This window comes from Bacillus sp. Bvel1, from assembly GCF_014872755.1.
GTDB lineage: Bacteria > Bacillota > Bacilli > Bacillales > Bacillaceae > Bacillus > Bacillus velezensis.
Genome location: NZ_JAAOBZ010000006.1, coordinates 648,244 through 670,074, shown reverse-complemented (window position 1 = coordinate 670,074; position 21,831 = coordinate 648,244). Strand labels below are relative to the sequence as shown.

Annotated in this window: 20 protein-coding genes; 2 read left to right on the top strand and 18 right to left on the bottom strand. The window is 46.2% G+C overall.

Going from position 1 to position 21,831, the window contains the following annotated elements; all coding sequences use genetic code 11:
• Positions 1-135: 135 nt before the first annotated feature.
• From HAP68_RS07380 to HAP68_RS07315, 14 genes are all read right to left on the bottom strand, one after another.
• Positions 136-924 (bottom strand): cell division protein FtsQ/DivIB, encoded by a 789-nt coding sequence (locus HAP68_RS07380; RefSeq protein ID WP_024085278.1) that lies wholly within the window; start codon positions 922-924, stop codon positions 136-138.
• Positions 925-1,053: 129 nt separating this feature from the next.
• Positions 1,054-1,965, bottom strand: a complete 912-nt coding sequence (gene murB / locus HAP68_RS07375) for a UDP-N-acetylmuramate dehydrogenase (protein WP_014304967.1) — start codon at positions 1,963-1,965, stop codon at positions 1,054-1,056.
• Positions 1,966-1,990: 25 nt separating this feature from the next.
• Positions 1,991-3,082, bottom strand: coding sequence for an undecaprenyldiphospho-muramoylpentapeptide beta-N-acetylglucosaminyltransferase (gene murG, locus HAP68_RS07370; protein WP_003154428.1), 1,092 nt, complete (start codon positions 3,080-3,082; stop codon positions 1,991-1,993).
• Between the two features lie 116 nt (positions 3,083-3,198).
• A complete protein-coding gene (gene spoVE, locus HAP68_RS07365; protein ID WP_003154430.1) occupies positions 3,199-4,299 on the bottom strand; it encodes a stage V sporulation protein E in 1,101 nt (366 codons plus the stop codon).
• A gap of 58 nt (positions 4,300-4,357) precedes the next feature.
• Positions 4,358-5,713 carry a UDP-N-acetylmuramoyl-L-alanine--D-glutamate ligase gene (murD, locus tag HAP68_RS07360; protein ID WP_003154432.1) on the bottom strand — a complete coding sequence of 452 codons (1,356 nt, stop codon included), beginning with the start codon at positions 5,711-5,713 and terminating at the stop codon, positions 4,358-4,360.
• Positions 5,714-6,688: a phospho-N-acetylmuramoyl-pentapeptide-transferase gene (mraY, locus tag HAP68_RS07355; RefSeq protein WP_024085277.1), complete on the bottom strand. Its 975-nt coding sequence runs from the start codon at positions 6,686-6,688 to the stop codon at positions 5,714-5,716.
• 107 nt (positions 6,689-6,795) lie between these two features.
• Complete coding sequence (locus HAP68_RS07350) at positions 6,796-8,268, bottom strand: UDP-N-acetylmuramoyl-L-alanyl-D-glutamate--2,6-diaminopimelate ligase (protein WP_003154436.1); 1,473 nt, start codon at positions 8,266-8,268, stop codon at positions 6,796-6,798.
• 195 nt (positions 8,269-8,463) lie between these two features.
• Positions 8,464-10,383, bottom strand: coding sequence for a stage V sporulation protein D (locus tag HAP68_RS07345; protein ID WP_003154438.1), 1,920 nt, complete (start codon positions 10,381-10,383; stop codon positions 8,464-8,466).
• Between the two features lie 113 nt (positions 10,384-10,496).
• A complete protein-coding gene (pbpB, locus tag HAP68_RS07340) occupies positions 10,497-12,641 on the bottom strand; it encodes a penicillin-binding protein 2B (RefSeq protein ID WP_015388269.1) in 2,145 nt (714 codons plus the stop codon).
• A gap of 6 nt (positions 12,642-12,647) precedes the next feature.
• Positions 12,648-13,001, bottom strand: a complete 354-nt coding sequence (gene ftsL / locus HAP68_RS07335; protein ID WP_003154442.1) for a cell division protein FtsL — start codon at positions 12,999-13,001, stop codon at positions 12,648-12,650.
• A 39-nt stretch (positions 13,002-13,040) separates the two neighbouring features.
• On the bottom strand, positions 13,041-13,976 hold the full coding sequence (gene rsmH, locus HAP68_RS07330; protein ID WP_003154444.1) for a 16S rRNA (cytosine(1402)-N(4))-methyltransferase RsmH: 936 nt from the start codon (positions 13,974-13,976) through the stop codon (positions 13,041-13,043).
• A gap of 69 nt (positions 13,977-14,045) precedes the next feature.
• Positions 14,046-14,477 (bottom strand): division/cell wall cluster transcriptional repressor MraZ, encoded by a 432-nt coding sequence (gene mraZ, locus HAP68_RS07325; RefSeq protein WP_013352164.1) that lies wholly within the window; start codon positions 14,475-14,477, stop codon positions 14,046-14,048.
• Positions 14,478-14,602: 125 nt separating this feature from the next.
• Positions 14,603-16,222: a bacillithiol biosynthesis cysteine-adding enzyme BshC gene (gene bshC / locus HAP68_RS07320; protein WP_024085276.1), complete on the bottom strand. Its 1,620-nt coding sequence runs from the start codon at positions 16,220-16,222 to the stop codon at positions 14,603-14,605.
• Between the two features lie 86 nt (positions 16,223-16,308).
• The gene (locus tag HAP68_RS07315; RefSeq protein WP_024085275.1) at positions 16,309-17,190 is read right to left on the bottom strand and encodes a 2-dehydropantoate 2-reductase; all 882 of its coding nucleotides are present in this window, start codon (positions 17,188-17,190) and stop codon (positions 16,309-16,311) included.
• 162 nt (positions 17,191-17,352) lie between these two features.
• On the opposite strand from HAP68_RS07315, the gene HAP68_RS07310 reads away from it, so the two are divergent.
• The gene (locus HAP68_RS07310; RefSeq protein WP_003154449.1) at positions 17,353-17,835 is read left to right on the top strand and encodes an N-acetyltransferase; all 483 of its coding nucleotides are present in this window, start codon (positions 17,353-17,355) and stop codon (positions 17,833-17,835) included.
• A gap of 40 nt (positions 17,836-17,875) precedes the next feature.
• On the opposite strand, the gene gerR is transcribed toward HAP68_RS07310, so the two are convergent.
• The 3 genes from gerR to HAP68_RS07295 form a co-directional block, all read right to left on the bottom strand.
• Positions 17,876-18,451 carry a sporulation-specific transcriptional regulator GerR gene (gerR, locus tag HAP68_RS07305; protein ID WP_003154450.1) on the bottom strand — a complete coding sequence of 192 codons (576 nt, stop codon included), beginning with the start codon at positions 18,449-18,451 and terminating at the stop codon, positions 17,876-17,878.
• Between the two features lie 158 nt (positions 18,452-18,609).
• A complete protein-coding gene (gene rpmF / locus HAP68_RS07300) occupies positions 18,610-18,789 on the bottom strand; it encodes a 50S ribosomal protein L32 (protein ID WP_003154457.1) in 180 nt (59 codons plus the stop codon).
• Positions 18,790-18,810: 21 nt separating this feature from the next.
• Positions 18,811-19,329, bottom strand: a complete 519-nt coding sequence (locus tag HAP68_RS07295; RefSeq protein WP_003154459.1) for a YceD family protein — start codon at positions 19,327-19,329, stop codon at positions 18,811-18,813.
• A 208-nt stretch (positions 19,330-19,537) separates the two neighbouring features.
• On the opposite strand from HAP68_RS07295, the gene HAP68_RS07290 reads away from it, so the two are divergent.
• Complete coding sequence (locus HAP68_RS07290; RefSeq protein ID WP_024085274.1) at positions 19,538-20,785, top strand: nucleotidyltransferase; 1,248 nt, start codon at positions 19,538-19,540, stop codon at positions 20,783-20,785.
• A gap of 18 nt (positions 20,786-20,803) precedes the next feature.
• Here HAP68_RS07290 and HAP68_RS07285 read toward each other — a convergent pair whose 3' ends face one another.
• Complete coding sequence (locus HAP68_RS07285; protein ID WP_003154464.1) at positions 20,804-21,826, bottom strand: SepM family pheromone-processing serine protease; 1,023 nt, start codon at positions 21,824-21,826, stop codon at positions 20,804-20,806.
• Positions 21,827-21,831: the final 5 nt, after the last annotated feature.

The window sequence follows — 21,831 nt, the reverse complement described above, 5'->3', positions numbered from 1 at the left end:
TTTCCCCTTGTCCGGCAGCCATATCCCGGGCAAAAACAAACATAGTCATAATTATTCCGCTATCGGTTATATCGGCTGCCCCGCTGATTGTAATAGATTCTTTTGAATCACCTTAAAATTAGTTCTTTAGAACTATTAATCATTTTCTTTTTTCTTGCCGGATTTACCTTTGTTAAATTCTTCAAAATACGTAGCGACTTCTAAGTGGATAATCCCCTTTTTCCCGCCGTCCAGCTGGGAAACGATAGAAGGATAGGTCTTCATCCGGTCGGCAAATGTTTTAATAGAAGCGGTAACTACATACCCGTCGTTCATATACAGCTTGATCCGGTCCTGGTCCATTTTTACCGGTGTATAATAGATTTCAGAAATCGACTGCTTTAGCGAACCGGAAAGCTTATCAAGCTGCTCCGCCATTTTGACCCGCTTTTTCGCGTTTGTCCAGTCAACCAAAATCGGGCCCGCGTCATCCGGCGTGACTTCGTTCGGCAGCACGGTGCCGTTCTCCAGCACTTCATAATACACATCATTCCGCTGCAGATACGCGATCGTCTTGTATTCTTCAATGTGAATGCTGACTTTATTAGGAAATACTTTTGAAAGATCCGCCTTTTTCACCAGTTTATTCTGCTCAATCTTTTCTTCTGTTTTTTTCTTGTTCAGACTCCAGAACTCGGTTTGTCCGTTATGTATATCAGAAAGCGCGTTGATCTCTTTTACAGACACGTTTTCGTTCCCGGAAACGGTGACAGAAGACACTTTGCTGATCGGCATCTGCAAGTACACGATGATCAGCACCATCATAAAAAAGAGCACAATGAATGAAATCAGCCGGCGGTTTGCTTTTTGTTTCCGCTGCTCTTTGATTTTCGGAATCCGCTCTTCAATATTTACGATTTTTTCTCTTTCATGATTTGGGTTCACTGCCTGTCCACCTCACTAAGAATGAAACAGCTTGACATTCGTCTGATTGAAAAACAAACGGCATGCTGTGATGCCGTTTGACATTTGTTAAAAGTATATCACATGAGCTCATGGAAATCAGAGAACCTTTTAACGATTCCCTCCGATGATTTCAACTTCCGTATGCATGTCAACATCATACTGCTCACGGATTGTCTTTTTCACATACTCAATCAGGTCGAGAACGTCCTTGGCAGTCGCTCCGCCGGCATTGACGATAAAATTCCCGTGCATTTCGGATACTTTCGCTCCGCCGATCTGATGTCCTTTTAATCCCGCTTTTTCAACGAGGTTTCCGGCATGATTCGGCAGCGGATTTCTGAATATGCTTCCGGCGCATGGGCTTGAATACGGCTGCGTATTTTTTCTGTAATCTTTGTTCTGCTGCATTTGCGCCGTAATGGCTTCCCGTTCCTTTTGCTCAAGCTGAAGAACTGCCTCGAGACAGACGCCGGGGCGTTTTTTCTGCAAAACAGACGTTCTGTAGCTGAAATCCATCTCTTCGTTTGTCAGCCATTCGATTGTGCCGTCTTCAAATAAGATACGCGCTTTCACAAGAATTTCACTCATATCAGATCCGTGCGCCCCGGCATTCATATAGACGGCCCCGCCGATTGATCCGGGGATGCCCGCTGCAAATTCGAGACCGGACATTCCTTTTTTACTCATGGAAGTCGCAAGCCGGACGACCGAATAGCCGCCTCCGACCGTCACCTGATCACCGTCAATCTCCAAATGATCCAGACCCGCGCCCAGTTTGATGACAACTCCTCTTATGCCTTCATCAAGCACGAGCAGATTTGAACCCCGGCCGATAACCGTCCATGGCAGATCATGTTTCTTCACAATATCCATAATATCTTTGACCGCTTCCACACTGTTGGGGATGATCAAAATGTCCGCCGGGCCGCCGATTTTCATCGTTGTATGGTTCGCGAGCGGTTCTTGTTCCAGCACTTTGCCGACTTCGCGGTCTCTTAATTCCTGAATTACGTTCTCCATCATAAACCTCCGCATTCCATTTGCTCTATTTTTTTATGTCTTCCATGATACTGTACAGTCTGGCTGCCGCATCCGGAACACCGAGTGATTTTGTCCGCTCACTCATGTCTTTTAAGGTTTCTTCATTCATGACGATTTTGTCCAGCGCAGCGATCAGTTTTTCTCCGCTGAGCTCGGTTTCCTTCAGTACGATTGCAGCGTCATGCTGGCTGAGCGCCTTCGCATTGACTTCCTGGTGATTGGCTGTCACATACGGGCTCGGAATAAGCACGCTCGGAATGCCGAGAGCGGTGATCTCCGCAATCGTCGTCGCTCCGGCTCTTGCCACAATGACATCAATTGATTGTAAGTACTCCGGCATTTGGTGCAAAAACGGTTTTGTCACCATATTATCAGCGGCTTTTCCGCCTTTCAGCTCAGCCGTTACCTTCTCGTAATGCACTTCCCCGGTAATATAAAGCACTTGGTAAGGTCTCGTTTTCAATTCTTCCTGCATATCTATCACGGCACGGTTAATGGGAGCCGCGCCTCTGCTTCCGCCGAAAATGAGCACCGTTTTTTGATTGTCTTTCAGCCCGAACTCAGTTAATGAGCGGCCTGTCTTAATTGAGACGACTTCAGAGGCTCTCGGGTTTCCCGTAAACACAACTTTTTCAGCAGGAAAATGCGATTTTGCTTCTTCAAAGCAAATTGCCACCTTATTAACATATTTCGAGAGAAACTTATTTGTGATGCCGGGCAGGCTGTTTTGCTCATGAATGATCGTCGGAATTCCCATTTTTGCCGCCGCGTATACGACCGGACCGCATACATAGCCGCCTGTACCGATAACGGCATCCGGTTTAAACTCTTTTAAATATGATTTACTTTTCTTCACGCCTTTTAAGAAACGCATGACGGTTTTTACATTTTCAAAAGAAAGTTTTCGTTTGAAACCTGTAATTTCAATGGCGCGGAACGGGATATTTTCCCGTTCAACAATTTTTTTCTCCAGACCGTTCTCTGTTCCGATATACAAAAATTCCACATCCGGATGCCGGCGCTGAACTTCTTTAATAAAGGCCAGGGCCGGATAAATATGTCCTCCGGTTCCGCCTCCGCTTACTGCAATACGCATTCGTATGTCCCCCTTAATCACATAGCGATAACCCTGTTTTTTAGGACAGGGTTATTGATGTTGTCTGTTTTTTTATAGATAACGTATAGATCATGAGTGATGAGGCAAGATACAGATCAATACCTCGAGTACCGGCTGACATTTAAAAGCACGCCGACCGCTGCGAGCATCAGCGTCAGTGATGAGCCTCCGTAGCTTAAAAACGGCAGCGTAATTCCTGTTACCGGGATCAGCCCCGTCACAACGCCGATATTAATCATGACTTGAATAGCTATCATAGAAATAATACCGATGGCGACAAAGCTTCCGTATAAATCCGGCGCGCCGAGGGCAATCCTGACGCCCCGCCATAATAAAATACTGAACAGCAGCAATATGAGCGAACCGCCGATAAAGCCGAGTTCCTCAGATAAAATAGCAAAAATGAAATCGGTTTGCGGCTCCGGCAGGTAAAAAAACTTTTGCCGGCTTTGGCCGAGCCCCATCCCGAACAGTCCCCCCGGACCTACGGCATAGAGCGACTGAATGATCTGAAATCCGCTTCCAAGCGGGTCCTCCCACGGGTTTAAGTAAGAGGTAATCCGTTTAATCCGATAAGGAGCGGACAGAACAAGCGCCGCAAATCCGCTTAAACCGATGAGTCCGAGGAACGCAAAATGAGCGATTCGCGCACCGGATACAAAAATCATCACGATGCACGTGCCCACCATTACCGTCCCCGTTCCCAGGTCCGGCTGGCACATAATAATAATAAATGCAGAAAACACGATTCCGAGCGCGGGAACGAATCCGCGTCTGAATGACGTAATATTCTTCTGTTTTTCAGAAAGAAATTTAGCCAGAAACGCAATCATCGCGAGTTTCATAAACTCCGAAGGCTGAATGCTGAACGCTCCCACTCCGATCCAGCTTCTTGAACCGTTCCGCACCATTCCGACTCCCGGAATCAGCACAAGCACAAGCAGAAAAAAACAAATGATCAGAAGCAGCTTCGACCATGTGCGCCATGTCCAATAATCCACATTCATAATGAAAAACATGGCAATGACGCCGATCCCCGCAAACAGCAGCTGCCGTTTCGCGAAGAAAAACGAGTCGTCAAATTTATAATCCGCCCATACCGCACTTGCACTGTAGACCATAATTAATCCTATTGTTAAAAGCAATAACGTAATGATAACTAATAACAAATCAGGCGCTGTTTTTTTAGTAGTCAAAGCAATCGACACCCCAAGCATAAGTCATTTAGGGCTGCCGATGAACAGAGACAAGCCCTTACTTAAGCATATGCACGGCATCTATAAACATGTCACCGCGTTCTTCAAATGTTTTGAACTGATCCCAGCTTGCACACGCGGGTGACAAGAGGATGACGTCTCCTTCATTTGAGAGCGCAAACGCCGCAGATACTGCTTGTTCAACATTATCGACACGTTTGACATGTTGTATTCCCAGCTCATTGCCCAGTTTTTCTATCTTCGGCGCTGTCTGTCCGAACGTCAGGACCGCTTTGACATTGTCCATATACGGTTTCAGATCGTCAAAACCGTTGCCGCGGTCAAGTCCGCCTGCAAGCAGAATAACCGGTGCTTTGAACGCGGAGAGCGCTTTGCTTGTGGCCAAAATATTCGTCGCTTTGCTGTCATTATAAAATTTACGATTCCGGATCGCTGTTACATACTGCAGACGGTGTTTGACACCGGTAAAGCTTGTCAGCACCTTCTGAATCGCTTTATTAGACGCGCCCGCCGTTTTTGCCGCGGCTACAGCTGCCAATATATTTTCTAAATTGTGCGCGCCCGGCAGCACGATGTCATCAACAGGCAGAATCGCTTCATCGCCGAACATCAGCATTCCGTCTTTAATAAATGCGCCGCTTGACAGTTCCTGGTGCACTGAAAACGGAACGGTGCCGGCTTTTCCGCTTTCGGCAAGCCGCACGACTGTTTCATCGCTTTGATTCACGATGGCCGTATCACTCTCAAGCTGATGAAGATACACGTTCTGCTTGGCTTTTTCATAGTTTTCACGGCTGTGATGGTAATCCAAATGAGCGTCGAACACATTTAAAATCAGGCCGATTTCAGGTCTGAACGCATGAGTCCCCATAAGCTGGAACGAAGAAAGCTCTGTGACGATCCATTCATCACCGTCAGCATGATAAGCCACTTCACTGGCGACAGTGCCGATATTTCCTGCGATCAGCGCCTTTATCGAGTCAGCTTTCAGCATTTCATAAATCAGGGTCGTCGTTGTTGTTTTCCCGTTTGAACCTGTAATGCCGATGAATTTTGCATTGGTGATATAATACGCAAGCTCGATTTCCGTCCAAACCGGGATGCCTCTTCTTTGCGCTTCCTCCACCATGATATTTTCATACGGGATTCCGGGATTTTTGATCAGAATGGTAATGTGATGCTGATCAAAAAGTGACGTCGGATGCTCACCGCAGATGACCTCGATTCCTCTTTCTGAAAGCCTTTGGGCAGGTTCGTTCTCTTCAAAGGCTTTTTGGTCATTCACGACGACGTTAATGCCTTTTTCATGAAGAATCGACGCAGCCGCATATCCGCTTTTCGCCAGTCCGAGGACCAGAAAGTTTTGTTTTCGCAAAAAAAGTTCGTTTTCCACTTATAACCACACCTCGATGTAAATTCCTAAAACGGCAAGCAGCAGTCCCGCAGTCCAGAATGTGACGACAACTCTCCATTCAGACCATCCGACCAATTCGTAATGGTGGTGAAGCGGACTCATCTTAAAGATTCGTTTTCCTGTCGTTTTAAAGCTGATGACTTGTAAGATAACAGATAAGGTCTCAATAACAAAAACTCCGCCGATAATGACGAGCAGAATTTCAAGCTTCGTCAGAATGGCAACGGTCACGATCGCTCCTCCGAGCGCAAGCGAACCGGTATCCCCCATAAATACTTTGGCGGGATGGGCGTTGAATACAAGAAAACCGAGAACGGCGCCGACAACGGCAACCGAGAAAATCGCAACGTCATATTGTGACTGGTTCCACGCAAGGATGGCGAAAGCGCCGAATGCGATAGCCGCGGTACCGGACAAGAGACCGTCCAGACCGTCTGTCAGGTTGACGGCATTTGAACCTCCGACAAGCATAAAGAGAACGAGGATAAAGTATCCCCAGCCGAGATCGATTGACAGATGTGTGCCCGGCACCCTGATGCCGGTTGAAAAATTGCAATAATGATATACTCCGTAAAATACAACGGCAATAATGATCTGGCCGATCAATTTCTGCTTCGACGTCAATCCGAGATTCCGTTTCATTACTACTTTAATATAGTCATCCAGAAAGCCGAGCAGGCCGTATCCGATCGTAACAAACAGCAGAAGAAACATTTCCGCGCTCAGATGCGAAAATTTCTGCGTCATGACAATCGCCGTAATGGCGATGGATACGATAATCATGACCCCGCCCATCGTCGGCGTCCCTGATTTTTTCATATGTGATTTCGGCCCCTCTTCCCTGATACTTTGGCCGAATTTTAAACGTCTTAAAAACGGGATAAGAATCGGAGATATCAGAACACTGATTAAAAATCCCATTATTATTGTAAATAAAATCACTTGCTCAAGCATTGCTCTTTTCTCCTCCCGTTTCGTTCAAACGACATACGTATTTATCATATTCACATTGTGTCCCCGTAATTCTTTTCATTTCCCTCATTCTAACACTCTTTCCTGTTTTACTTTTTATTCAGCTCAACAATAGCTCTTCCCGCTACTTCGGCGTCATCAAAGTCGAATGTTTCATTGCCGATCTGCTGATAGGTTTCATGCCCTTTCCCGGCAATCAGAACCACATCTCCCTTTTTCGCGTTGGCAATGGCAAAAAAGATAGCCTGCTCGCGGTTTGCGATACTGTGATAGTAGGTGCCTTCTACCCCTCTTTCCATATCTCTTAATATGGCCAGCGGGTCCTCGCTTCTCGGGTTATCTGAAGTGAAAATCGGTTCGTCGGCAATCCGCACCGCAATTTCCGCCATTTTCGGGCGTTTCGTTTTGTCCCGGTCTCCGCCGCAGCCGACGACGACGAAAAGCTTGCCCTCTGTCATGTCTTTGCATGTATTCAGAACGTTTTCCAGACTGTCAGGCGTGTGCGCGTAATCGACGACCACAGGAAACGGCTGATTATGATTCACCAGTTCAAACCGGCCTCTGACACCTTGCAGCTCTTCAAGAGCGCTCGTGATCGTATCAAACGGCAGACCCGCTGCGATCGCTGTCGCCGCTGCAGCCAGTACGTTATACACGTTGAAGCGGCCGACGAGTGAAACCGTGATCTGCTTTGTTCCTTTCGGCGTAACGAGTTCAAAACTTGTGCCTTGCGCAGAGATCTCGATTTGTTTCGCCATGACATCGGCATCGTTCTCGATTCCGTATGTAAGGATGTGCGCCGCCGTCACTTTTTCAAAATAAGCACTGGCTTTGTCATCTGCGTTTAAAACGGCCCGCTTCGGCTTTTCATGGTTAAAGGAGCCGCCCAGCTGGGAAAACAGGAGGCTTTTAGCCTGTCTGTAGTCTTCCATCGTCTTGTGATAGTCTAAATGGTCCTGCGTCAGGTTCGTGAATACGGCGATATCATAATCGCAGCCGTGAACCCTGCCGAGTGACAGAGCGTGAGATGACACTTCCATAATAGCTGTGTCAACATGCTCATCATTCATTTTCTTGAACGTTTTTTGCAGTGTGACGCTTTCGGGCGTTGTATTTTTGACCGGGAATGTCTCATCCCCGATTTTAATGTACATCGTTCCGATTAAACCGGTCTGTCTTCCCGCTTTTTTGAAAATCTCATCAACCATGTGCGTCGTTGATGTTTTGCCGTTTGTGCCGGTGATGCCGATAAGCTGAAGCTGCTTTGTCGGCTGCCCGTAAAACGCGTCAGAAAGAACGCTGAGCGCCCGCTGTGACCGGCGGACGATAATGACAGGAACATCGACGTCAAGCTCTTTCTCGGCAACGATGGCCGCTGCGCCGTTTTCTGCGGCTTTTTGGGCGAAATCATGTCCGTCTACCGTATACCCTTTTATACACACAAAAAGACTCCCTTTTCTCACTTCCCTGGAGTCCATCTCAATTGAAGTTATGTCAGGGTCATGAAAGTCATTTTGAACAGGTTCGGCCATTAAATATGTAAGCAGCTTTGTAAGTTTCATTGTATCAAACCTCTCAGAAATTCTATTCATTCTTTTATCATGATAACCGTTTATAAAAGTCAGAATGGCTTTTAAACATACAGTTCATATTTTAGCGTAAATAAAAGGATACATCCAGTTAATCTTAAAAGTTATCTTCTTTTTTTCTCTTTATGATAAAAGGCAGCCGAAAACAATCGGCTGCCTCAAAAAGACTCATTCTTCACTCAAGTAAACACGGATCTTTGAGCCTTCTTTTACTTTCGTTCCGGCTGCAGGTGATTGTTTCACAATTTTGCTTCCTTTTCCTGAGGAGTCAATATTCAAATTGACAAGCAGCGACTCAAGATCAGAGACAGACATCCCTACAACATTCGGAACCTCTATTGTTTTTGTGTCGTTCCATTGATATTTTTTCTCGATTTGATTTTTTCGCGGTTTCACGCCGAGCTCCGGCAGACTGTCTCTCATCATATTTCCGACAATCGGCGCGGCGACGGTTCCCCCGAATTGAATCGTGCCTTTCGGATTATCAACCGCGACATACACGACGAGGCTCGGGTCATCAGCCGGCGCAAAACCGATAAAGGAGACGATATGGTTGTTTTCGAGATATTTGCCGTCTTTGACCTTTTGTGCGGTACCTGTTTTTCCGCCGACGCGATATCCTTCCACGAAGGCATTCCGCCCCGTTCCCTGAGCGACGACGCTTTCTAAAGCATATCTGATCTGCTTTGACGTTTCCTGGGAAATAACTTGCCTTTTCGCAATCGGCGATTGTTTCTTAACTGTTTTTTTCGTAACGGGATCAACCCACTCTTTGGCGATAAACGGAGTATAAAGCGTTCCGCCGTTTATTGCTGCGGAAACGGCTGCCACCTGCTGAATCGGCGTGACGGAAACCCCTTGTCCGAAAGCGGTTGTCGCCTGTTCGACCGGGCCGACTCTGTCAAGCGGGAATAAAATCCCCGTTCCTTCCCCTTGCAGATCAATGCCTGTTTTCTTTCCAAAGCCGAAGTCCTTAATATATTGAAACAGCTTTTGTTTTCCGAGCCGTTCCCCCAGCTGTACAAACCCGGGGTTGCAGGAATTTTGAACGACTTCAAGATAAGATTGCGAACCGTGGCCGCCCTTTTTCCAGCATCGGAGGCGGGCGCCGTCAACCTCGGCAAATCCTTTGTCATAAAAGTGGTCTCTTTGCAAGTTTACTTTTTGCTCTTGGAGAGCCGCCGCAAGCGTAATAATCTTAAAGGTCGAACCCGGTTCATATGTGCTCCATACCGGCAGGTTCCGGTTGTAAACGGACGGATCCACCGATTGATAGTCAGCCGGATCAAAATCAGGACGGCTTGACATGCCGAGCACTTCCCCGTTTTTCGGATTCATTGCGACCGCAATCATTCCGTCCGGGTTATATTTCGCCGCTGCATTGTCGAGCTCCCTTTCTATAATCGTCTGAACCTTGGCGTCAATCGTCAATTTCATATCAAGTCCGTCTTTCGGAGGGGTGTAATCATCCGCTTCATCAGGCATTTTCTTCCCCTTGGCATCCGTATAAAATTTCACAGATCCCTTGACACCTTTTAAGTCATCATCATAATAAGCCTCCAATCCGAGAAGGCCCTGGTTATCAATACCGGCAAAACCGAGAACATGGGACAAAAAGCTTCCGTACGGATAATGACGGATGCTGTCTTCAGCCACATAAACCCCTTTTAAGTCGAGCGCTTTGATTTCTTTCGCTTTTTTATTGGAAATTTTCCGCCCCTCGGGTGAGATTTTTTCTATGGAGGTTTTCTTAGTAATATGTTTGTAGACCTTCTCTTCCGACATATTTAAAACTGACGCGAGAAGCTTGCCCGTTTTTATGGGATTTTGAATCTGGCGCGGTACGACAAAGACGGTCGGCGCGCTTTTATTCGTAGCCAGCTTCACGCCGTTTCGGTCAAGGATCTCTCCCCGCTCAGGCTCAAACGGCAAATTCCGGCTCCAGGAATCCTTAGCCAGTGAAGTCAGCTTTTCTCCCATCACAAATTGGACATAGCCTAATCTGCTGTCAATGATCAAAAAAATGATTACGCCAAAAAGCAAAACCAGTAATAAACGTTTTCGAACCGTTACATTTGAAACGCGCAAGGGACCGTCCACTCCTTATTTAGGCTTGTTTCAATTTATGCCTCAGCTTGGACACATAGAACGGCGGCGCATAAAAAAGAAGCCCGCGGGCATCCGCGGACTTCTCTGTCCCGTTAATCAGGATTTTTAAATTTCACCTTGATCACGGTATTTTCTTTCAGTTCTTTGCCTTTTTTCACACTTTGGCTTGAAGCGTAACCTTCACCGCTCACATCGATGTGAATGCCTGATACTTTGCTGAATTGAAGCACTTCCCGTCTCGACCATCCGGACATATCCGGCATCGTCATCTTTCCGTCTGTTTTCAAGAAGATTTTCTGATTGGTGATCACATCTTCTCCGGCTGTCGGATACTGCTCTTTTACGGCAACATCGCTGCCGATGACAATCGGTGTGAGGTGTTCATTTTTCGCTTCCTTCTCAGCGCCCGTGACCGTTTTATCTGTCAGGTCAGGCATCTTTTGGCTTTTCGTTTCTTCCTGACCGGAATCTGTTTTTTCCGTCGGTTCGATGTTCATGTAGTGGAGGCTGTTTTTCATCGTCGGGTTAAAGATTTCCGCAACAGGATCAGAGCTGCTTTGCCCCGCTTTTAACTGCGGCTGCTGCACGGCTACATAGATGACGAGCTTAGGATCATTTTTCGGCGCCATGCCCATGAATGAAAACACATAGTTGCTCGTTCCCCTTAAATATCCGCCCGTCCCGGCGATTTGTGCGGTTCCCGTTTTACCCGCGACGTCAAAACCTTCAATTTTATAAGGTTTCCCCGTTCCGATGTCTGACGTCACGACTTCTCCGAGCAGGTTCCGGACTTTTTTCGCCGTATCGGCTGAAATCGGCGTGCCTACTTGCTCCGGTTTTGTCTGCTTGACGACTTTTTTCGTATCGGGGTCGACAATATGATCAATGACGTAAGGTTTCATCATTTTGCCGTTATTGGCAATCGCCGTGACGGCCTGAAGCTGCTGGATCGGTGTTATCGCCGATGCTTGGCCGTAAGCCGTAGACGCTTTGTCAAAATCATATTTGTAGTTAATTTTACTTGATACTTCACCGGGCAGATCAATCCCTGTTTTTTGATAGAGCCCGAATTTGTGCAGGTACTCATTAAACCGGTCAAACCCCAGTTTTTCGTTGGCCAGTTTGGCGAAAGCAACATTCGATGACCTCATGAGGCCGTCATGGAAGCTTGTCATACCCCATCCGGCGCCATCGTTCCAATCTTTAACAGGTTTGCCTCCCACTTTATATGTTCCTGATTTATATTTCTCGTTTGCGGAAAACACATTTTCCTGAATCGCCGCGGCAAGCGTAAAGATCTTCATCGTTGAACCCGGTTCATACGCGTACGACACTAAGTCGTTGTAATAATTGGTGACGTTTCTGATATTCGGGTCAAAACTCGGACGCTGCCCCATCGCAAGCACTTTGCCTGTTTTCGGTTCTACGACAGCCGCCATAATTTTTTTCGGTTTATATTTTTCCGCTACTTTCGTCATGCTGTCTTCTAAAAAGGTTTGAATTTTCTGATCAATGGTTAAATATACATTGTCACCGTTTTTAGGTGCGGTGATTTTTTCCTTGCTGTTCGGAAGTTTCCAGCCGGATTTATCACTTTCGTAAGTGACGGACCCGTCACGTTCCGTCAGATAGTTATTCAGTATTTTTTCAAGCCCTAAAGAGCCTTGTATCTCGTTTGTTTTTTCATTCACATCGGCATAGCCGAGAACATTTGACAAAAATATGCCGTTCGGATAGTAGCGCTTCGTATCTCTTAAGAAAGAAATACCCGGAAGATCCATTTTTTCGATCTTTTGTTTTTTCGCATAAGAGATATCGCGGCCGGCTGAACCGAATTCCACCTGCTTCGCGCCATTCCTGTTTAAGATGTCCAGAATCTCGCTTTTATCAAGATTGATAACGGTCGCCAGTTTTTCCGCCGTTTTCTCTTTGTCTTTGACATGCTGAGGATGCTTCGGATCACTCGTCATTTTTTTATCAAGCACGGCAATGAGCTTATATGTCGCCGTGTCCTCTGCAAGCACTTTGCCGTTCCGGTCAAGAATAGAGCCGCGGCTCGCTTCTATCGTCCGCTTTTTTTCGTGCTGCTCGGTCGCTTTTGTTGCAAGTTCTACTCCGTTTGCTTTACCGGTTAATTGAATGTACGCCATTCTCCCGAGAATGACAAAGAAAAAGAGAGCGAAACAAATACTGAGTATCGCTGCTCCTCTGTTCATAAACTTATTTTTTTTCGGCATGGGTTATCATTCCTGTATGTTTTTCACTTTTTTATCTTTCAGATTCAAACCGTGCTTTTTAGCGATATCCATCAGGCGCTGCGGCTGGCTTAAGTCAGCAGCCGTCTTTTCGAGATCACCGATCTGCTTATTCTTCTCAGATACTTTCTCCTCCAGTTTTTGCACCTCAATATTGGATTGGTACGCCGCGTATGCCTTTGATACGATAAACATTGATGTGGAGAGAACGGCAATGGCAAACAGGACGAGCAGCACCTTTTCCCCGAGTGTAATGGAAGCCCTCTTTTTGACAATCACCTTTTTTTCGGGACTTATCACTGGCCGTTGTTGTTTTTCCTGCTGGTAAGCTAAGTTGCTCATAGGCTGATGACCTCCTTTAATGTTGTCATTTGCTGCCCGTTATTTTCGTTTCTCCGCAATGCGGAGCTTCGCTGACCGGGCGCGGTTATTTTCTTCAAGCTCCTCTTTTGATGCCGTAATGGGCTTTCTCGTAATCAGTTTTAATTCCGGTTCAAATTCTTCCGGTATCACGGGAAGACCCGGAGGCAGTTCGGGAAGTGATGATTTTTCCTTGAATGTCGTCTTGCACATTCTGTCTTCCAGCGAGTGAAAAGTGATCACAGACACCCTTCCGCCCGGCTTCAGCACCTCTATCGCTTGCAAGAGGGCCTCTTCAAATACCTGAAGCTCGTCGTTTACGGCGATTCGAATGGCTTGGAATACACGTTTGGCCGGATGACCTCCGCTTCTTCTTGCCGGAGCCGGTATCGCGTCCTTTATTAGATCGACCAGTTGGCCGGTTGTTTGAATAGGCGATTTTTCTCTTGCCTCTTCAATTTTCCGGGCGATCTGCTTGCTGAATTTTTCTTCTCCGTATTTAAAGAAAATTCTCACAAGGTCCTCATACCGCCATTCATTTACGACTTCTTTCGCCGTAAGGGCGGCCGACTGGTCCATCCTCATGTCCAGCGGTGCGTCATGATGATAACTGAATCCCCGTTCCGGTGTATCAAGCTGCGGAGAGGATACTCCTAAATCAAATAAAATTCCGTCGACACTCGTAATGCCGTGTTCATGTAAACACTCTTTTAAATAACGAAAGTTGCTTTTTACCAGAATGAGCTGTCCTTTGTATTCGGACAATGTTTTCTGTGCGTTTTCAAGTGCCGTGTCATCTTGGTCAAAGGCGATCAGGCGTCCTTTTTCCGATAATTGCTGCAATAAATATGTACTGTGCCCGGCGCCGCCAAGGGTGCAGTCCACATAGGTTCCGTCCGGTTTGATATTTAAACCGTCGACGGTTTCACGAAGAAGTACTGTCTTATGCTGAAACATTTGTGTCGGTCCCACCTTTATCAGGAATGAATTGAATTGTCAGTTGTTGTTGTGATGCACGAAGATCCATTATATATCAAATCCAATCATGTTTTCAGCAATTTCAGCGAATGAATCTTCTTGCTCTTCTGTGTATTGTTCCCATATTACCTTACTCCACAATTCAATTCGATTGGAAACCCCGATGACAACACATTCTTTTTCCAGTTTTGCGTAATTCAGAAGAGATGACGCAATATTAACCCTTCCCTGCTTGTCCAGTTCGCATTCGGTCGCACCGGAAAAAAAGAATCGGGTAAATGCGCGGGCGTCTTTTTTGGTGAGCGGCAGAGCCTTCAGCTTTTCTTCAATCAGCTTCCATTCATTCATCGGATAGCCGAAAAGGCATTGGTCAAGTCCTCTTGTCAGCACAAACTGCTCACCGAGGCCTTCTCTGAATTTTGCGGGTACGATCATGCGGCCCTTTGCATCAATTGTATGCTGGTATTCACCCATAAACATGATAAGGACCCCCACTTTCTCCCCTAAACTCACCACTATCCGCCACTTCTCTCCACAACCTCATTTTACACTGTTTACACATAAAAAAAAACCCTGAACTATTCAGGGTTCTTTAAAACTTTATTTCAAAGTTTGACAATCTGATGTTGGTTTTGAAAAGAAAATGGCAGATGTTTGAAGGTTGTGAAGAATTTTGGACCATAACGGTTCAAATAATACATTACATTCCAAATCCGTTCCTGCGGAGCGCCGAGCGGTCTGATGCTGTTTTGGATTCTTTCATAGTCACGCAGCACAAAATCTTCTTTTTCTTCAATTCTTTTCGTTACCGTCCGTTCTAAAAACAAGAGCTGATCCTGAATGAAGGCGGCATTCTTCTGTAAGAGCGGCTCAAGGCTTGAATCGACCTTCAGCGCTTCGTTCCTTGCGCTTTTATGGACAGCTTCAATCTGCGACTTCGCCTGTTCCATTACAGAAGAAAACTCTTCCGGAATCTGCTCTTCAAAATAAGCGTCTTTCAGGTGTCCGGTGCCGTGTTCGATCGCTTCCTGAAGCGGAATATTCCGTTCTGAAAGCTTCTTTTCAATATGGCGCTCAAGAATCGTAATGTTCAGTCTCGGCACTACCGGCGTCATGCGGAAGCCCATTAATGAGAAAGCCTGCTTCAGCTCACCCCAATAATTGATCTCCCCCGGTCCCGCGATAAACGCCAGAGTCGGGATGAGAAACTCCTGCATAAGCGGCCTTGTCACAACGTTATTGCTGAAACATTCCGGTTTTTCTTCCATATGGGTATGAAGCTCGTCGTTCGTCCACTTCAGGTCAAGCTCCTTAATGACAAAAACGCCGTTTTCTTTTTCAATTAAGAAACGCTCTCCCTCGTGTTCGTAAAACAGATTAGCCTGATCTTTGTCCGATTCAATAATCGGGTGATAACCGGCTTCCCGCATAAGACGCTGCTGGTCTGACACGGCTTTGGCAAGCTCGTGATTGTGTTTTAAAATCTGCTGAAACATACCCGTTTCCAGCTTTTTAATCCCCGGATCTCCCGAATTCATCAGAATAAGGCCTTCTTCTTGAAACAAGTCGGCGATCAACAGCTCAAAAAAGTCCGTGAATGTCTCTGATGAGCGTAAACATCGCTTCACGTTTTGAAGGAGTGTGTTTGTGTGATCCGTTTCCTCAAAAGCAGCGAACACTTCATCAATCCAAGCCGCGCATTTTTCCTGATCAAGCTCGGTTTTAGCCGCCGATGTTTTTTTCCAGTACGACTGCGGCAGTTTCCGCTTCACCAGACCTTTATTCTCTGTTGACGTATGCACATAATTAATTTCTTCCAGATCGTGATCTTCACCCGCCACCCAGAAAATCGGAGCGACAGGAATCCGTAGCGCCTCTTCCTGCTGTCTGGCAAGTACGATAATGGAGATAATTTTATGTATGGTGTAAAGAGGCCCTGTTAAAAGACCGGCCTGCTGGCCGCCTACAACCGCTGCGCTTTTTGGATCTCTCAGTTTTTCGATGGAGGCCTGCATGGCGTCGGAATGAAATTTTTCGTGATAGGAGGATAAATAATCCGCTAATTCCTCTCTGGCAAACGGCCGCGAAGAGAGGTCATGAAGCCGCTTTTGCCATACGTCCTCTGAATGAATATCATAATCAAAAAATGAAGACATGTTTTCTCCATCTATATAGTGCTGCACAAACTTATTTTGACTTTTGATGGAAAGTTCAGTTAGCTGCATCTGTCTGGAACTTCCTTTCTCCAATAAATAGTTAGGTTTCCGAAATGAGTATAGCATGTTACCGGAAAACCTCAAAAGACTTTGTTTCAGTTTCTTTCTAACGCTTTTATGCTGCGGTGTAAAAACGTGAGATGAACGGCCGGCAATCCGCGGCTTTCCGCTTCTTTTACAAGGTAGCCGATAATCGCATCGGCCTCTGTCCGCCTGCCTGCCATGATATCGACGAGCATGGAAGAATGATTTTTTTCCGTCAGTCTGCAAACTTCGCAAACCTTGTTCCACGCTTTTTCTCTATCGGCGAGGCCAAGTATTGTCTCCGCTTCTTCAAAAACGTTTCTCATATATTTTTTGTAAGCGTCATTTCTTAACAGCTCTCCGTTTTTCACGCGCAGCAATGCAGTTAACGGGTTGATGCATACATTGATGATCAGTTTTCCCGTTAAAAGCCGATACCAGTCGTTTTCATCATATACGGGAAAATCCCGGTGCATGCCGGAAAAGATGCTTTTGAGCATTTCCGGCCGGGATGCGCTGAATACACTCCATCTTATGGCTCCCGCTCCCGTATGTTCAACGGCATGATCCGATATCTTTTTTGCTCCGTGCTCAACTGTGCCGGCATAAAGCGAATGATCCGTATGCCAATCTTTAATGTCGTGTATGTGTCCCATGCCGTTTTGCAAAAACAGCACATTCGTCCCTTTTACCGTCTCAAGATCCCGCAGCACAGCACTGAGCTGGTGCTGTTTAACGGCTGCGATTAAGAGGTCGAATCCGGAAGTGATGCCTGTTTGCGCTCTGCATGCCGCCGTACATTCTATTCCGTCTTTCAAAAGCCGTATACCGCCTGAGTTAATCGCATCAGCCTGCTCCGTCCGCCGCGTAATGACTGTTACCTGATGGCGGGACGATAAGTAGTAAGCACATAAAAGGCCTACCGCTCCGCCGCCGATAATTCCGATTTTCACACTGTCACACCCTATATCTGCATTTTTCCATATTATCATAGCAGAAGCCGCCGCAAATTACTTCAATTTCGTTTTGAGCAAAAAGACAGGCAAGCATATTATAGTTGGAATTTTCAATTAAAGCGTTTACAATAATGGTAGAACACAACAAAGGGGGAGTTTGTGTTGAAAATAGAGCGCCTGCTCATCAACTATAAGACACTTGAAGAATTTAAAAGGTTTAAGGAATACGGGATGCAGGAGCTGTCGATGCTTGAAGATCTTCAGGATAATATCATTGAAAATGACAGCACCTCGCCTTTTTACGGGATTTACTTCGGGGATAAACTAGTGGCGAGAATGAGTTTATATCAGGTAAACGGAGGTGCGAATCCGTATTTTGATCAGCGTCAGGACTTTTTGGAACTTTGGAAACTTGAGGTTCTTCCGGGCTATCAAAACAACGGATACGGAAAAGCGCTTGTTGATTTTGCAAAATCCTTCAGAATGCCGATCAGGACAAATTCACGCATGAAATCAGCAGAATTCTGGGATAAGATGAATTTCGAGCCCGTTAAATATGATATGGCGCGTGATAAAGGAGAAAATCCTTACATCTGGCATCCCGATATGGACGGTGAAATGACATCCGGAGAAACGGCATAATAAAAAACCGGCCGGGCCGCCGCCCTCAGGCCGGTTCATTTTACAGGCTCTGCGCCGATTTCCTGTCGTCTTCTTTTGAATTGACCATCCTTCTCGCTCTGTCCATAATGTCAATTAACGCTTTATAATCTTCTTCCGTCATCTCCAGCTTGTTTCTCAAGCTTTCATTTTCCTCACGCAGATCCTCGACTTCTTTTTGCAGCGCGGTCAGCTGTTCTGTGAGTTTTTCTTTTTCATGACGAACATCCGCTGCGGCCGGCGACTCTTTAAATTGCTGAAGAAACAAAATGACATCATCAATGGACAGCTCTTTTTCTCCTTCCGCCCTGCGGATCGGAGGCTGTTTGACGGTTCCCGGCAGATTGGCGGAATGCACCCCGATCTGCTTTCTTAATTCCTTCCGCTGTTTTTTCGCCAGTTCTATCCCTGACTGATATTGTTTTCTGACATAAGAATTCCATCTGAACCCGCAGGCGGCAGCCGTTCTCGTCAGCGCTCTGCCGACTTCTTCAAAAGCGGAAAGCTGGGTCCCGCCTTCCCGAATATGCCTGAGCACCACTTCGGCCAGCAGCAAATCTTCATCTTGCGTCCACGCGTCTTGTCTCGTTATCGTCAATCGTATCTCCCTCCATATTTGCTCATTTACCTCATACATATGCCGCTGATAGATTAGATAGACTACTGGCGCTCACAATTTTTTCGGCGGAAGCAGGCCGGAGGGGCAAAAAAAAAGAAAAGCGCAGGAACCGAGATTCCCGCGCTTTTCTTCATACATTAATTGCTTTTAACATTTATGTCTTTGCCGTTGTATGATCCGCATGCTTTACATACACGGTGAGACAATTTCATCTCTCCGCATGACGGGCATTCTGTCATACCAGGTACATTTAGTTTGAAATGTGTACGGCGCAATCTTTTTTTCATTTTAGAAGTTCTTCTAAAAGGTACAGCCATTATTCCCACCTCCTTAAAGAGTTAAGATTCATCATCTTGTGTTAAGAGCTTTTTCAGATCCGCAAGTCTGGGGTCGATTTGATTTTTCTTGTCTTCCTCAGAAATCACTTGCCAATCCTTCCCCACTTGGGGAGCGGCTCCTTCTTTTTGTTCAGTTTCACAAAAGACTTGCATAGGAATTTCTAAAAGAATCTCTTCTTTTACGATCGGAGTTAAGTCGACGATATCGTCTTCAGCAATATGAACGTCCTCATCTTCTATATCATCCGACTTATGAAATCTAAACAGTTCTTTTGTCGCGATTGTAAATGGATACGGCACATCAACTAAAGTTCTTGAGCACGGCAAAACCATTTCGCCTGAAATCGTAAAGTCAAACGAAACTTGCTTGGATTCAATCTCCGCGCGGCCCTTCACCCGGACGGGAGAAATGCGGCGGATGTCAGAATTCAATTTTGTCAGCTCATTTAACTCAACTGTTTCATCAAATTCAAAGCTCTTTTTCGCCATTTGATGAAGCTGATAAATCGTCCATTTCATTTGTATCACCTCAGGAAAGCAACAAACATGATTATAGCTTTTCAGAATGTTTTTGTCAATATTTTTTCTTTACAGCATAATGCCGCCGTCATGCAATCGTTGACAGCCGGATAGGCTATGCATACACTAAACGAAACGGACTAAAATATGCACTTCATTTGCAAATGTACCACACGAAGCAAAACATAGCAAGAAAGGCGGGACAAATATGAAAGCAGTCGGCCTGGTTGTTGAATATAATCCCTTTCATAACGGACACCGCTATCATGCGGAACAAGCAAAAATCAAAACGGACAGCAGCGTCGCGGCGGCGGTGATGAGCGGCCCTTTTTTGCAGCGCGGAGAACCGGCCGCCGTCTCAAAGTGGGCCCGGACAAAAATGGCGCTGGAAAACGGCGTGGATATCGTCATTGAGCTCCCTTATATGTATGCCGTACAAAAAGCGGAATTATTCGCGCGCGGCAGCGTTTCGCTTCTTCATCATTTAGGATGCAGCAGCTTGTTTTTCGGCAGCGAAAACGGGCGGATCGAACCCTTTATTGAAGCGTCTGAAGCGTTCAGCCGAAAGGAAGATGACTGCAGCCTGATTCTGAAAGAGGAGCTGAAAAAGGGTCTCAGCTATCCGGCCGCCGCCTCAAAAGCTTTTTCACACATATTCAAAGGGCGGGACATGCTCGATTTGTCCAAGCCGAACAATATTCTCGGTTTTCACTACGTTAGAGCGATACACGCCTTCGGTTCCGCTATGAAGCCTTATACGACAGTCAGAATCGCTTCCCAGTATCATGACGCCGAGCTTCCCGGAGATAACAGCCGGATAGCCAGCGCAACAAGCATCCGGAAAGCGCTGATAGAAAAAGGAACGGCGGCCGCAAGGAGCTTTCTCCCGGAAGCGTCTGCGCGTGAGCTGGAGGCATACAGAAATTCATACGGGATATGGCACAGCACGGAAGACTATTTTTCATATGTAAAATACAGCCTCAGCACTCTGTCCGCTGAAGAATTGAGCCGAATCTATGAAGTGGAAGAAGGCCTTGAGCACAGAATTCTGCGCACCATCAGACAAGCCCGATCCTATCGCGAAATGATGGAACGATTGAAAACAAAACGATACACGTGGACGAGGCTGCAGCGGATGAACACGCACATTCTGACACGGACGAAAAAGGAGGACATGCATCGGCTCTTACAGCCTTCAAGCGCTCCTTATATCCGTCTTCTCGGAATGACGAAAAAAGGACAGGCGTACCTGTCGGCAAAGAAAAAAGAGCTTACCGCACCTCTCGTCAGCAAGCTCTCTTCTTTCTCTCATCCCGCTCTGGATCTGGACATACTGGCGGGACGGGTTTACAGCCTGCCGATAAAAGAACCTGAACGCACATTGTTTGAGAAACAGGAATTTTCACAAGCGCCGATCCGCTATGATGAAGACGAACAGCGTTTTTTGAATGCGTAAAAAAAGCACCTGCCTGTATCAGGTGCTTTTTACTTTCAGCTGATCCAAATAGTCAAGTGCGTCCTGCATGGTGTCGACAGGGACGATCTTCATATCGGACTTGATTGCTTTCGCTGTTTTTACCGCATTTTTGTAATCAGAATTTTCAGCTCCGTTTTGATTCGGCGCAAAGAAAATATCTTTTCCCGCTTTGTCTGCGGCGACGACTTTCTGATCGATTCCGCCGATCGGTCCGACCTTGCCGTCCACGTCGATTGTCCCCGTTCCGGCTATATTATAGCCTTTTGTTTCGTCAGGTTTTGTCAGCTGGTTGTAAATTTCTAAAGACATCATGAGACCCGCAGAAGGCCCGCCGATATTTTCAATGCTGAAATGGAGATCCGGCTTCACCTTCACGTTCCGATCCGTATATAACGCGACGCCGATTCCCGCTCTTTTCGGGTCGTCCGGGAATGATTTCAGCACAATGTCAACGGTCTTTTCTTTCGTGTCCCGTTCAATGTGGAACGTTACTTTTTCCCCCGCTTTTTTGCTGCTGATATAATCAATCAGCTTTTCAGCGGATTCGTATGTTTTCCCGTCCGCGCTGATGATTTTATCTCCGACCTCTATTTTTCCTTTTGCCGGCATGTCAGAGACGACTGAGCTGGCGAAAATCCCGTTAAATGAGTATTTCACCTGTTTCCCGGCTTTTTGATAAGCGGCAATGACCGCGTTTTCTTGGGAGCTTTTCATCATTTGCAGCTGGCGCTTCATATAATCCGAGTCCGATTCGCCCTCTTCTTTTATGCTTTCATCAGGGACGATTTCATCGTAAGGATGCACTTTCGCCCAAAGATATGTATACGGATTGGCGGGGCCTACTTTGACAGTCATCAAGGAAAGGCTTCCTTTTTCAGGATAGCCTCCGTCCACCTTAATCAGCGGTCTCAGCTCTGATGCTTCTCCCGGCTGTGTAATATAATACGGAAGCTTAATAAATGTAACAGCAATTAATAAGATCAGGATGATAAACACCCAGCGAAAATGTTTTGCTTTCATATGAG